The sequence below is a fragment of the Dyella mobilis genome (assembly GCF_016904945.1).
GTDB classification, from domain to species: Bacteria; Pseudomonadota; Gammaproteobacteria; order Xanthomonadales; family Rhodanobacteraceae; genus Dyella_B; species Dyella_B mobilis.
This window is the reverse complement of the sequence record NZ_JADIKF010000024.1, coordinates 1-12,987: the sequence shown is the minus strand read 5'-3', so window position 1 is coordinate 12,987 and position 12,987 is coordinate 1. Positions and strand designations below refer to the sequence as shown.

General features: G+C 60.5%; 6 protein-coding genes and 1 pseudogene. 6 read left to right on the top strand and 1 reads right to left on the bottom strand.

Annotated elements, in window-relative coordinates; all coding sequences use genetic code 11:
• Positions 1–215: pseudogene (locus tag ISS99_RS00165) on the top strand (IS481 family transposase); the annotation flags it as partial.
• 150 nt (positions 216–365) lie between these two features.
• On the opposite strand, the gene ISS99_RS00160 reads toward ISS99_RS00165, so the two are convergent.
• Positions 366–1,226 carry an outer membrane protein assembly factor BamD gene (locus ISS99_RS00160; protein WP_204629540.1) on the bottom strand — a complete coding sequence of 287 codons (861 nt, stop codon included), beginning with the start codon at positions 1,224–1,226 and terminating at the stop codon, positions 366–368.
• 71 nt (positions 1,227–1,297) lie between these two features.
• Between ISS99_RS00160 and rluD the strand changes: the two genes are divergently transcribed.
• The 5 genes from rluD to ISS99_RS00135 form a co-directional block, all read left to right on the top strand.
• On the top strand, positions 1,298–2,272 hold the full coding sequence (rluD, locus tag ISS99_RS00155; RefSeq protein ID WP_204629539.1) for a 23S rRNA pseudouridine(1911/1915/1917) synthase RluD: 975 nt from the start codon (positions 1,298–1,300) through the stop codon (positions 2,270–2,272).
• Positions 2,273–2,282: 10 nt separating this feature from the next.
• Positions 2,283–3,026 carry a peptidoglycan editing factor PgeF gene (pgeF, locus tag ISS99_RS00150; RefSeq protein ID WP_204629538.1) on the top strand — a complete coding sequence of 248 codons (744 nt, stop codon included), beginning with the start codon at positions 2,283–2,285 and terminating at the stop codon, positions 3,024–3,026.
• Between the two features lie 241 nt (positions 3,027–3,267).
• Entirely contained in the window at positions 3,268–5,853 is a 2,586-nt protein-coding gene (gene clpB, locus ISS99_RS00145) for an ATP-dependent chaperone ClpB (protein ID WP_204629537.1), read from the top strand.
• A gap of 970 nt (positions 5,854–6,823) precedes the next feature.
• The gene (locus tag ISS99_RS00140; protein ID WP_204629536.1) at positions 6,824–12,670 is read left to right on the top strand and encodes a non-ribosomal peptide synthetase; all 5,847 of its coding nucleotides are present in this window, start codon (positions 6,824–6,826) and stop codon (positions 12,668–12,670) included.
• Positions 12,671–12,686: 16 nt separating this feature from the next.
• Positions 12,687–12,987: condensation domain-containing protein (locus tag ISS99_RS00135; RefSeq protein ID WP_204629535.1), on the top strand; the 301-nt coding region annotated here is incomplete at its 3' end.

The following is a 12,987-nucleotide window of genomic DNA, read 5'->3' as shown; positions in this document are numbered from 1 at the left end:
CTGCCCGTCTGTCACCGATCCTCTACGACCAAGGCGTGCACGTGTTGAAGGTTCGGCGCAACGGCCAGATCGTGTATCGCGGCCGCACGATCTTTGTGAGCGAAGGGTTGGTGGGGCTGCCGGTGGCCATCAGGCCATCGCCTGCCGATGGCCTGATGGATGTGCTGTTCATGCATCGCACCGTTCAACACATCGACTTGCGTTTACCGCGCTAAACTCGCCTTTACATGTGTTACCCATGTCTCCGAACAGGCGTTACCCATGTCCCCAGTCCGTACACCGGACGTAACCCAGCCTGCCTCAGCCCACAAAAAAAGCCGGCGGCCTCGAGGGTGCCGGCTTTTTTGATAGCGAATTCCGCTCGCTCAGTAATGACCCGAGAACGGAATCATCTTGCGAATGATCGACGGCGAATGCGGCCACTTCGGATCTTTCAGGTAGGGGTGATCCGGGTAGTTCTGCGCCAGTACCTGGCGTACCTGGTCGGCCTGCTGCTTCTGGTTGAGTGCGAGGTAGCTGCGGCACATGATCGCCAGCGCGTCGCCCGCCTGCGGCGATTCCTGGTAATGCTCGATCACGTACTGCGCGCGATCGGCCGAGGCGATATAGGCCTTGTTGCGCAGGTAGAACTTGGCCACGTTGATTTCGAACTGGGCCAGCACGTTGCGCAGGTAGATCATGCGCTGGCGGGCATCCGCGGCATAGGCGCTATCCGGGAACCGGCGGCTGAGCTCGGAGAAATCGTCGAAGGCCTTCAGGTTGTAGCCCTGGTCGCGGCGCGACTGCGCATTCATCTCGCTGCCGCCGAAAGCGCGGTCGAATACGCCGGTCGTACGGTCGAAGTTGATCAGGCCGCGCAGGTAATAGGCATAATCCACGTGTGGATTGAGCGGATTGGCCTTGATGAAGCGGTTGACGGTGGAATAGGCGTCATCCGGCTTGTTGTTCTTGTACTGGGCGTAAGCCAGTTCCAGTTGGGACTGCTCGTTGAATGGGCCGGACGGGAAACGGGCGATCAAGCGCTGGTAAGCTTTCTCGGCCGCCGAGTAATCGGAATGGACCAGATCGTTGTGAGCCCTGGCGTAAAGCAGCGGCAGTGGCAAGGTATCGAGCGGATCGCCCCTGTGCCCGAACCACGAGCAGGCGCTCATCGTGAAGGCCAGAACGAGCACCATCAATACTTTAAGGGCAGATGTCGGAGCGACCGGCAGCTTGGTTACGCGCATGAGTAAGAGGTTCAGATGTTTGAGCGAAAAGGGATCATAGCCGAAACCGGCTCCCAGCCGGGGGATCGCAAGTGACCATTGTTCGTCACGAGGCAGTCGTCCCCCTGGCGGCCGCAGGTCGGAGATTCGACCAGGCCCTGGCCGAGATGTTCCCGGAGTATTCCCGTTCCCGCCTCACCGCCTGGGTGAAGGCCGGCGCGATCACTCTGAATGGCGCCGTGGCGGCGCCCAGGTACTTGTTGCGTGGCGGCGAGCAGGTGCGCCTGGAGGCAGAGCTGGAGGCCGAGGTCACCAGTGCCCCCGAAGATATTGCCCTGGACATCGTCCACGAGGACGAACACCTGCTGGTGCTGAACAAGCCGGCCGGCCTGGTGGTCCACCCGGGTGCCGGCAACCCGGCCGGTACGGTCTTGAACGCCTTGCTGTTCCACGATCCGAAGCTGGCCGAATTGCCGCGCGGCGGCATCGTGCACCGGCTGGACAAGGACACCTCCGGCCTGATGGTGGTCGCCAAGACCCTGCCCACCCATACGGCGCTGGTGGAGATGCTGTCCGAGCACGAAGTAGAGCGGCAGTACGAAGCCGTGGTGCTCGGTACCCTGATCGCCGGCGGCACGGTGGATGCGCCGATCGGCCGCCACATCGGCGATCGGCTGCGCCAGGCCGTGCGCGATGAAGAGGATGGCAAGCACGCCGTCACCCACTATCGCCTGCGCGAACGCTTCCGCGCACACACCCTGATCCAGTGCAACCTTGAAACCGGGCGTACCCATCAGATCCGCGTGCATCTGGCGCACATCGGCCATCCGCTGGTCGGCGATCCGCTTTATGGCGGCGGGTTGAAATTGCCCAGGCGCGCGACGCCGGAACTGGTTGCCGGCCTGCGCGGCTTCCGTCGCCAGGCGCTGCACGCCGAGCGCTTGTCCTTCGAGCACCCGGCGACCGGCGAGACCTTGGCCTTCGAAGCGAAACGGCCGGAGGATGTGGAGTCGCTGGTAGCCACTTTGCGCGACGACCTGGCTGCCAACGGTCCGGATACCTATTGAAGTGCAGTCGATGAACGACGCCTGGATTTTCCCCGACTGGCCCGCGCCAGGGCGCGTACACGCGGCGGTTACCACGCGTGACGGCCCGGGTGTGTCGCAGCCCCCGTTCGAGCGTTTCAATCTCGGATCGCGCAGCGGCGAAGATGTGCGGACCGTGCACAGCAATCGAAGCGCTTTGCGCCAGTCGCTGGGTCTGCCCGCCGAGCCGCGCTGGTTGCGCCAGGTCCACGGCACGGCCGTGGCGGACCTCGGCCCTTTGCCCAGCCCTGAGGAACCGGAGGCGGATGCCGCGGTATCGCACCTGCCTGGAACGGTGCTCGTCATCCTCACCGCCGATTGCTTGCCGGTTCTGTTCTGCAGCCAGGACGGCAGCACGATCGGTGCGGCGCATGCGGGATGGCGAGGGCTGGCCGCCGGGGTGCTGGAAGATACGGTGGAGCAGATGCAGCGGCCGCCGGCCAGCCTGATGGCCTGGCTTGGACCGTGCATCGGCGGCCCTTCGTATGAAGTAGGCGAAGAAGTGCGCAAAGCCTTCGTTGTCCATGATGCGGCGGCTGCCGAAGCGTTTGAAGCCACGCGCCCGGGGCATTGGTTGTGCGATCTGGCCAGCTTGGCGCGGCAACGCCTGCGGGCTGCGGGTGTAACCAGCATCCACGGTGGCGGCTTCGATACCCACGCCGATGCACGCTTCTATTCCTACCGGCGCGAAGGCGCGCGCAGCGGCCGCTTCGCCAGCCTGATCTGGACGGATTAACGCAGAGAACGGGGAACCTGTGGACCGAGGCAAGACTCGTGTTCTGCCGGTTGAACCGTCGATGTAGCAATGAGCTTGTATCAGGGCCTGGGTGCGCAAAACGCTTCTCCCAATCCCCGGCTTTCCGCTGGCTGAAGCGAGCGCCGGGTGCGATGCTTGAGCGTGCTTGAATCGCCCCGCGCTGTCCGCATCTCTGCGTGCAGTGGCGGCGTGTCCGCCAAACACCTTGGGGATACCTCAGATGCGAATGGACAAACTCACCTCGCGTTTCCAGCAGGCATTGGCCGATGCGCAGTCATTGGCGGTGGGACGCGACAACAACATGCTCGAACCGGCACACGTCATGGTGGCGTTGCTCGATCAACAGGGCGGCTCCACCGCGCCGCTGCTGACTCAGGCCCACGTCAACGTACCGGCATTGCGACAGCGTCTTGGCGAATGGCTCGATCGACTGCCCAGGGTCAGCGGACAGGAAGGCAATATCCACGCCGGCAACGATCTGACCCGGCTGCTTAACCTGACCGACAAACTCGCGCAGCAGCGTGGCGACCAGTTCATTGCCAGCGAACTGTTCGTGCTGGCGGCGCTGGAAGACAAGGGCGAACTCGGCGCGGCCCTGAAGGCGACCGGTGCCACCAAGCCCAACCTCGAGGCTGCCATCGAAAAACTGCGCGGCGGCGAGAAAGTGCAGAGCGAAAACGCGGAAGAACAGCGCCAGGCGCTGGAGAAATATTGCGTCGATCTCACCGCGCGTGCCGAGAGCGGCAAGCTGGACCCGGTGATCGGCCGCGACGAAGAAATTCGCCGCACGATCCAGGTGCTGCAGCGGCGCACCAAGAACAATCCGGTGCTGATCGGCGAGCCTGGCGTGGGCAAGACCGCGATTGTCGAAGGCCTCGCCCAGCGCATCGTGAAAGGCGAAGTGCCCGAAGGCCTGCGTGACCGCCGCGTGTTGGCGCTGGACATGGGCGCGCTGATCGCCGGCGCGAGATTCCGCGGCGAATTCGAAGAACGCCTGAAAGCGGTGCTCAATGATTTGGCCAAGAACGAAGGCCAGATCATCCTGTTCATCGACGAGCTGCACACCATGGTCGGCGCTGGCAAGGCCGACGGCGCGATGGATGCGGGCAACATGCTCAAGCCTGCGTTGGCGCGCGGCGAATTGCATTGCATCGGCGCGACCACACTGGACGAATACCGCAAATACATCGAAAAAGATGCCGCGCTGGAACGCCGCTTCCAGAAGGTGTTCGTGGGCGAGCCGAGCGTGGAAGACACCATCGCCATCCTGCGCGGCCTGAAAGAGCGCTATGCCGTGCATCACGGCGTGGAAATCACCGATCCCGCGCTCGTTGCCGCCGCGACGCTGTCCAACCGCTACATTCCCGACCGCCAGTTGCCGGACAAGGCCATCGACCTGATGGATGAGGCCGCTTCGCGCATTCGCATGGAAATCGATTCCAAGCCCGAAGAGCTCGACCGCCTGGAACGCCGCCTGATCCAGTTGAAGATCCAGCGCGAAATGCTCAAAAAGGAAACCGACGACGCTTCCAAAAAGCGCCTGGCCGACCTGGATGCCGACATCGGCAAGCTGGAACGCGAATTTTCCGACCTCAACGAAATCTGGAAATCCGAAAAGGCCGCCCTGCAAGGCGCGACCAAGATCAAGGAGCAGATCGAGCAGGCGCGGCAGGAGCTGGAATCCGCGCAACGCCGCCAGGATTACGCCAAGATGAGCGAAATCCAGTATGGCAAACTGCCGGAATTGGAAAAGCAGCTTGCCGCTGCGCAGGCTGCTGAGCAACAGGATTTCAAGCTGGTGCAGGATCGCGTCACCGAGGAGGAGATCGCCGAAGTGGTATCGCGCTGGACCGGCATTCCGGTCAGCAAGATGCTGGAAGGCGAGCGCGAGAAGTTGTTGCACATGGAAGAAGCGTTGCACAAGCGCGTGGTCGGCCAGGACGAAGCGGTGCGTGCCGTGTCCGATGCGATCCGCCGTGCGCGTGCGGGGTTGTCCGATCCCGATCGGCCCTACGGTTCGTTCCTGTTCCTAGGCCCGACCGGCGTGGGCAAGACCGAACTATGCAAGGCGCTGGCCGAGTTCCTGTTCGACACGCAGGATGCGATGGTGCGCATCGACATGAGCGAATTCATGGAAAAGCATTCCGTGAGCCGCTTGATCGGCGCGCCGCCCGGTTATGTCGGTTACGAGGAAGGCGGCTATCTCACCGAAGCGGTGCGTCGTCGTCCCTATAGCGTAATCCTGCTGGACGAAGTGGAGAAGGCGCATCCGGACGTGTTCAACATCCTGCTGCAGGTGCTGGACGACGGCCGCCTCACGGACGGACAAGGGCGCACAGTGGATTTTCGCAACACCGTCATCGTGATGACCTCCAATCTCGGTTCGCAGCTGATCCAGGAACAGGCCGGCGATTCCGAAGCGGATTACCTGCAGATGAAGGCTTCGGTGCTGGGTGTGGTGCAGGCGCACTTCCGTCCGGAATTCATCAACCGGCTCGATGAGCTGGTGGTGTTCCGTCCGCTGGAGAAGAAGCAGATCCGCAAGATTGCCCTGATCCAGCTCATTTATCTGGAAAAACGTCTAGCCGAACGACAGCTCAAGCTGGAGATCGATGACAAGGCGTTGGATCTGCTTGGTAATGTCGGCTTCGATCCTGTGTATGGCGCACGTCCGCTCAAGCGCGCGATTCAACAGCAGTTGGAAAACCCATTGGCCAGGGAAATTCTGGAAGGACGTTTCGCATCGGGCGACACGATTGCGGTAGGTGCAGAAAATGGGCATCTGGTTTTTCACAAGCAAGGCTGACTCATTAATTCTCAGCCCGGGTAATGGACCGAAAAGCGGTAGGCTGGCGGAATGCGGCAAGAGGTACGCCAAGCCTACCGTTGTGCTCTTCTCACGACGCACGCGGGAAAATTCAGATTGGCGATAGAGCATACGTTCACCACTTCGAATGACTTCCGGCGTGGCGAAAGGTATTGATCTTGCAATGCTGGACGCCGCGTTGGATCAGGTCGTTGGGAAAAGCCGGTGTTTTGTGTGCGTCCGATCTTTCACCGATGGCGTTATGCGCGGCAATCGCGTGACCGGGCTTTCGATTATTGCCACGGGCTTTCATTTCATTGGCGGTGTGCCATGCGAAAGGCGCCTGCTTTCGAAAGCGTGGTGAATCAATCGATTTTGCAACTAATGTGCGCGTGGCGCGTCAATTCGTCACGTGCACATCGAATTATTTTGCGTTTTTTGCCGATTTGATTGCACTATTGACAGCCCAACTCCATTGCGCAAATTATATAAATATCGCCTGAGGGATAAGGATGCCATGCAAAGCTCGTAGGACGCATAGGTGATTTTCTCAGCGGGATGCTGCGCGAATTTCTACGCGCCATCTCGTGCGCAAGGGCCATTGCTCCTGGGGAGGGGCGTCTCTTTGCGCAGCTGAATCCCGATACGCGGGTCAGCCATCTATCGATACGAAATTCGTTAGGTCGTAAACGGGCCGATGGCGAAAGCCGCCCGGTAAGGGGGAAGCGTGACAAGTTTCACGATATACGGTTATGGCTGTGCGTGATCAGTCCGTACACCATCTCAACGAGCCCGCACTCGACCACGCGTCGCATTCCGAATGTCATCTCTCCGACGTTGCGAGCATTCAACGTGTGCCGCTGCGCGGTGACGTATTGCTTGCATTCTCGTGCCACATCTGAGGCCTGCCTACGGGAGTCCCTCTTTTGACGACATCCTCGATACATTTCAGCCTACTTCAGGAGCACCCATGGCGCTGCCATCGCATACGTGCATCACGTCGGGCAAGGGCAGTCTGGCGTTTCAGTCTCGCAAGCCGCTGCACGAGAAATGCGCTTCGGTCCGCGCGGCCTTGCCCGTACACATCAACAAGGAGCTCGCACGCAAACTCAGTTGCCTGAGTGCGCAGCACGGAACGTACGTGTTCGCGGCAATCATTGTCGGTTGGACTTCAACGCTGGCGCGCTTATCGAATCAGGACGAGTTGGCTGCCGGATTCTCAGGCGATGCTGCGACCTTGCAATGGGATGTTTCCGCTGAGGTTTCAATTGCCGATCTGTTCGAGCAGTTGCACCAGTTCAAACTGGTCTCAAAGCCTGAGCGAGAGTCATCTGCTGAATACGCGATGCAAACTGTGTCACCGCCGAAGCTTGAACGATCATCGTCGTTCAGGGTGGCGTGCCACTGGCAGGGCAATCAGGAGCGGACGATCGAGTCATTGGAGGGTGGTGTCGATTTGGCGACAACGTCGTTGGATGACCTCGACGTCGATCTGGAGCTGAGCCTTGGTGAAACGGAAGATGGCCGCATCGTTGGGACATTGCGCTATGCCGACGCGCAGTTCGACGTAGAGACGATCGGGCGATATCTCGGGTATCTGCTGACCATGCTTCACGCGATGGTCGCCGATCCCAATGTGCTGGTTTGGCGCGTAGATATGCTTGCTGAGGACGAGCGCGACTTACTGCTGCAAGCCTACAATCAGACCGAGATGCCGCTTCGGCAGGAACCTTGCATTCACGAGCTTTTCGAGCAGCAGGTGTTGCGAGTTCCCGATGCGATCGCCGTGGTGTTCGGAGATCAGTCGCTCAGTTATGCGCAATTGAATGTGCAAGCCAATCGCCTGGCGCACTATCTGATTGCTCGGGGCGTTCGGCCGGATGATCGCATTGCGATTTGCATGGAGCGCAGTATCGAATTGGTGGTGGGGTTGCTTGCCATCCTCAAGTCTGGCGCGGCGTATGTCCCGCTCGATCCGATCTATTCTTCCGATCGCCTCTCGCTGATTCTGGGTGACGCCAAGCCAGCGCTGTTGCTATGCGATGCGCCCGGGTGCGCTGCCCTAGGTGATGACGCGCTCGCGAACCTGCACGTAGTTCACATCGATGCGGAGCAGCCCCAGTGGGCCACCTGGCCCGACGTCGATCCTGATACGAAGGCGCTTGCGCTTACTTCACGTCATCTGGCGTACATCATTTATACCTCCGGCTCCACCGGAACCCCCAAGGGCGTTATGGTGGAGCATGCTCAGGTGGTGCGCCTGTTTGCCGCTACGGACCATTGGTTCGGTTTTAGCGAGCACGATGTGTGGTGCTTGTTTCATTCGTTCGCCTTCGACTTCTCTGTGTGGGAGCTGTGGGGTGCGTTGCATCGCGGCGGTCGCCTGGTCATCGTGCCGCACGACGTCGCTCGCAACGTGCACGAATTCCACGGCATGGTTTGCGAGCAAGGCGTCACGGTTCTCAATCAGACGCCCAGTGCGTTCAGGGCATTCGTCGACGTACAAGCGCGCGGCGCACGAGCGGATAGTCTTCGCTATGTGATTTTCGGTGGCGAGGCACTGGAGCCTTCGATTCTCAGGGATTGGTATGCGAATCGGTCCGATCAGTCGCCGCAACTGATCAACATGTATGGCATTACTGAAACCACCGTACACGTAACCTATCGAGCGTTGCGCGCTGCAGACGTGACGGTCTCCGGTAGTCCGATTGGTCGACGCATTCCGGACCTGCGCATTTACCTGCTAGACGCTTATGGGCAACCGGTGCCGCGAGGTGTAATCGGCGAGCTTTATGTGGGTGGGGCTGGTGTGGCGCGCGGGTATCTGAACCGTCCGGAGCTCACTGCAGAGCGCTTCCTCATCGATCCATTCAGTGCCAGCTCCGGTGCTCGTATGTATCGCACCGGCGATCTGGCTCGTTATCTGCCAGATGGGGGGCTGGAATTCCTCGGGCGCAACGATCATCAGGTCAAGATCCGCGGCTTCCGCATTGAGCTGGGTGAAATCGAGGCCCGGCTGACTGAGCACGAATCCATCCGCGAGGCGGTGGTGATCGCTCGCGAAGACGTGCCCGGTGATAAACGGCTAGTTGCCTACCTCACCACCGTGGCGCCTGCCGATGAGCTGGCGGCTTTGCTACGTGCTCACCTGAGTGCGCGCCTGCCCGATTACATGGTGCCCTCGGCTTTTGTGCAGTTGGCCAGCCTGCCACTCACGCCCAATGGAAAGCTTGATCGCAAGGCGTTGCCGGCGCCAGGTGGCGACGCCTATGCGCTGCGCGCATATGAGCCACCGCAGGGTGAGATCGAACAGACGCTTGCAGGGTTGTGGGAGGAGTTGCTCGGCATTGACCGCGTGGGTCGGCACGACAATTTCTTCGAGCTTGGCGGGCAATCGCTGCTGGCAGTACAACTCATGGCGCAACTGCGTCGCCTTGGTCTGGGTACCGAGGTTCGCGCGCTTTTCGCAATGCCGGTTCTGTGCGATCTGGCTGCCACCCTGGGCAGCTATCGCGAGGTAGTCGTGCCGGCCAATCGCATCGATCCTCAATGCACGGTCATCACACCGGACTTGCTGCCGCTGATCGAACTGAACCAGGGCGATATTGATCGCATCGTTGCTCGGGTACCGGGCGGCATCGCCAATATCCAAGACGTTTACGCACTGTCGCCTTTGCAGGAAGGAATCCTGTTTCATCACGTGCTGGCGACCGAGGGCGACCCTTACCTGTTGGTCAGTCAAATGGCCTTCGCCGATCGTGCCTTGCTTGACCGCTATCTCGCCGCGGTTCAGCGCGTCGTCGATCGCCACGACATTCTGCGCACGGGCATTGTTTGGGAGGGCTTGTCCAGGCCGGCACAAGTGGTTCTGAAGCAAGCTACGATCCCAGTCACCACGGTGGAGCTGGATCCGCAGGACGGCCCCATCCACGAGCAATTGGCTCGTCGTTTTGATCCTCGACGGCATCGCATCGATCTCACGCGTGCACCCCTGTTGCAGCTCGTCGTGGCACGTGACGCCGAGAACGAGCGCTGGTTGCTGCTGGAGTTGCAGCATCACTTGATTGGCGACCATTCCACCTCCGAATTCCTGCTTGCCGAAGTCCAAGCCTTCCTCGCAGGACGCGGCGATGCGTTGCCCGTGGCGCAGCCATTCCGCAATTTGATCGCCCAGGCACGCTCCAGCTTGCCTCAGGCAGAGCACGTGCATTTCTTCCGCGGGATGCTTGCCGATATCGACGAGCCCACCACGCCTTTCGGCTTAAGCGAAGTGCGCCGCGATGGCAGCCGTGTCGAAGAAGCTCATTACGAGCTGCCCGAAGCGCTGAATCGACGATTGCGCACGCAAGCACGCCGGTTGGGCGTGAATCTGGCGAGCCTGTGTCACCTGGCCTGGGGACAGGTCGTGGCGAAGACCAGCGGGCGGGAGTCCGTCGTGTTCGGTACCGTGCTGTTTGGGCGCATGCACGGCGGCGAAGGTGCGGATCAGGCCATGGGCCTGTTCATCAATACGTTGCCGCTTCGGCTCGATCTGGACGGCACGGATGTCGTGGCCAGCGTACGCGCGACGCACGCCAGGCTGGCGGAACTGCTGCGGCACGAGCATGCGTCGCTCGCGCTGGCGCAGCGCTGCAGCGGTGTTGCCGCGGCAGCGCCGCTATTCAGTGCCTTGCTCAACTATGTCCACAACAGCCTTCCCCCTTCAGCACAGACGTCCTGGCAAGGTCAGGGTATCGAGCGCCTCAGTTTCGAGGAGCGCACCAACTACCCCTTCACGTTAATCGTGGAGGATTCCGGTGACGCCCTCGGCCTGATTGCACAGATTGTGCAGCCTGTATCTGCTGCGCGCGTATGCCGATTCGTGCACCGCGCCTTGGAGCAGCTCGTCGACGCGTTGGAAAGTGCGCCGCACACGCCGGTACGGCAACTCGACGTACTGCCGCCGGAAGAGCGCAGCTCGTTGCTGACGACCTGGAACCGAACCGATGCTACCTATCCGCAAGACCGCTGCATGCATCAGTTGTTCGAGCGGCAGGTGCAAAGTACCCCGGAGGCTGTTGCCATCGTATGTGGGGATCGCTCGCTCACTTACGCGCAACTCAACGCGCAGGCGAACCGTCTTGCACATCATCTGATTGCGCTAGGCACTCAGCCGGATGATCGCATTGCGATCTGTGTGGAACGACGTATCCCCATGGTGGCGGGATTGCTTGCCGTTCTCAAGGCAGGCGCAGCTTATGTGCCGCTCGATCCGGCCTATCCATCCGAACGTCTTGCTTCGATCTTGCGCGATGCGCAGCCACGCCTGCTGCTCGGCGATGCGCGCGGGCGCCAGGCGCTGGGCGAGGAAGCATTGGCATCTCTGCTGGTGTTCGATCCCGATGCCGGGCAGCCAGAGTGGATGACTCGGCCTGATGTCGATCCGGATGCTGAGGCGCTTGGGCTAAAGGCCGGCCATCTGGCCTACATCATCTACACCTCCGGTTCTACCGGCGTGCCCAAGGGGGTCATGATCGAGCACGCCCAGGCAGTCAATTTCCTGCATTGGAGCGGCGATGCTTTCGCGCCAAAGCAGTTTGCGCAGACGCTTTTTTCGACCTCGATCAACTTTGATCTGTCCGTTTACGAATGCTTTGCCCCACTTGCTTGGGGCGGCACGATTTTCCTCGCCGACAATGCATTGGCCCTGATGCAAAAACCGCTCGAGGTTTCCCTCATTAATACGGTACCTTCCGCCATCGGTGCTCTGCTTGACGTGGAAGCGGTGCCGCCCGCCGTGCGAACGATCAACTTGGCCGGCGAACCGCTCAAGACGGCGTTGGCCGAAAAAATCTTCGCGAATACATCGGTTATGCAGATTTGCAATCTGTACGGACCATCTGAAACAACCACGTATTCGACCTGGTCATGCATGCGAAGAGGCGGCCCCGTCACTGAAAGCATTGGGCGGCCCATTGCCAACACGCGGATCTATTTGCTGGACGCTCATGGCCAGCCCGTGCCATTGGGTGTCGTCGGCGAGCTCTATATCGGGGGCGCAGGTGTCGCCCGCGGTTATTTGAACCGTCCGGATCTCACCGCCGAGCGCTTTCTCGACGACCCGTACAGTCCGCACGCCGATGCGCGGATGTACCGCACCGGGGATCTGGCGCGATACCTGCCCGATGGCAACCTGGAATTCCTGGGCCGTAACGACCACCAGGTGAAGATCCGCGGCTTCCGCATCGAACTGGGCGAGATCGAAGCGCGTCTGGCCGAGCATCCGCAGGTGCGCGAAGCGGTCGTACTGGCGCGCGAAGACGTGCCGGGCGACAAGCGGCTGGTGGCCTATGTCACGGTGAACGATGCTGGGAGCGAGGCGAGCAAATTGATCGCTTCGTTGCGGGCGTATTTGAGTTCGCGTCTTCCTGACTACATGCAGCCATCGGCGTTTGTGGCGCTGGCAACGCTGCCGCTCACGCCCAACGGCAAGCTTGATCGCGGGGCATTTCCGGCGCCGGATCACGAGGCCTACGCGCTGCATGCCTACGAGCCGCCCCAGGGGGAGGTCGAGGAAGAGCTTGCTGCGATCTGGGAAGAGCTGCTTGGAGTCGATCGAATCGGACGGCACGACGACTTTTTCGAATCGGGTGGCCATTCGATTTTGGCCATGCGTCTTCTCAATTACGTTGAAAACGCGTTCGACATAACGGTGAACCTTTCAACTTTATTTGGCAACAGCAAACTGTCTGCATTTGCGGAGCAGGTTTTGCTTGCATCCATCTCTCAAGAGTTCGAGGCCGATGAACTTCAAGAGCTGATGGACACAAAAAACTGATTGGGCGATACGAATCATGACTTCCTCTGACTTTACCCTTGAAGGCCTGGATAAATCGCAGGTTGAGAACCTCATTGCGCTAGCCAAAGAGCGCAGATTGCAGAGGAAGCAGAAGAGGGATTCATCCATACCCATCGTATCTCGCGAAGGTCACCTGCCGCTGTCTTTTGCTCAACGGCGCTTGTGGCTTCTGGCCCAACTGGACGGCGTAAGTGCGACGTACCACATTCCGATGGCACTGCACCTGCACGGCGCGCTGGATGTGCCGGCCTGGCAACGCAGCCTGGATGCGTTGTTTGCCCGCCACGAGGCGCTAC

Coding starts and splice junctions, on each gene's coding strand:
- ISS99_RS00160 (WP_204629540.1), bottom strand. CDS start 1,226: ATGCGCGTAACCAAGCTGCCGGTCGCTCCGACATCTGCCCTTAAAGTA.
- pgeF (WP_204629538.1), top strand. CDS start 2,283: ATGAACGACGCCTGGATTTTCCCCGACTGGCCCGCGCCAGGGCGCGTA.
- clpB (WP_204629537.1), top strand. CDS start 3,268: ATGCGAATGGACAAACTCACCTCGCGTTTCCAGCAGGCATTGGCCGAT.
- ISS99_RS00140 (WP_204629536.1), top strand. CDS start 6,824: ATGGCGCTGCCATCGCATACGTGCATCACGTCGGGCAAGGGCAGTCTG.